Source organism: Sporolactobacillus putidus (assembly GCF_014647035.1).
Lineage (GTDB): Bacteria > Bacillota > Bacilli > Bacillales > Sporolactobacillaceae > Sporolactobacillus > Sporolactobacillus putidus.
Genome location: NZ_BMOK01000040.1, coordinates 1 through 530, shown reverse-complemented (window position 1 = coordinate 530; position 530 = coordinate 1). Strand labels below are relative to the sequence as shown.

The window sequence follows — 530 nt, the reverse complement described above, 5'->3', positions numbered from 1 at the left end:
CGCTATTCGCCTCGCGTTGAATTTGAAACGGCGACTTTGGCTGGTCGCATGACGTGCCGGGAAGTGGTGAAGACCTTGGAGGCCTGGACTCCGGTTCAAATGAGCCACACCACGGTGATGCATTGTGTCCGGGCCGTTGGTGAGGCTCAGGAAAAACAGGATCAGGATTTAGTCACCCAATCAGCGAATGGTGAGCTCGAGGGGCAGCGGCAGCCCCCCTTCCTGTTTGCGGAGGCAGACGGGACGTTCGTCCGTGGATTGAAGAAACACCAACAGATTGAAGTGAAACATTTCATTCTGTATGAAGGCTGGGTACAGAATGGGAAGCGTCGGCGCTTAAAAGCGCCCTATGCGGTGATGACGAGCCGGGGGTTGGACACTTTTTGGGCGCAGGCACAGGCGGCTGTCGAACAACGTTATCGGTTCACTCAGACTCAAGTGGTCGCTAATAGTGACGGGGGGCCTGGCTATGGTGAATCGTATTTTAAAGATGTTTTTTGTGGCACAAAGAAGCCTGTCCGGGTTCAGCT

General features: G+C 54.5%; 1 protein-coding gene. It reads left to right on the top strand.

The features are described from left to right. Positions 1-75 precede the first annotated feature (75 nt). The coding region (locus IEX81_RS16510; protein WP_188805344.1) for a UPF0236 family transposase-like protein at positions 76-530 on the top strand (455 nt) is incomplete at its 3' end.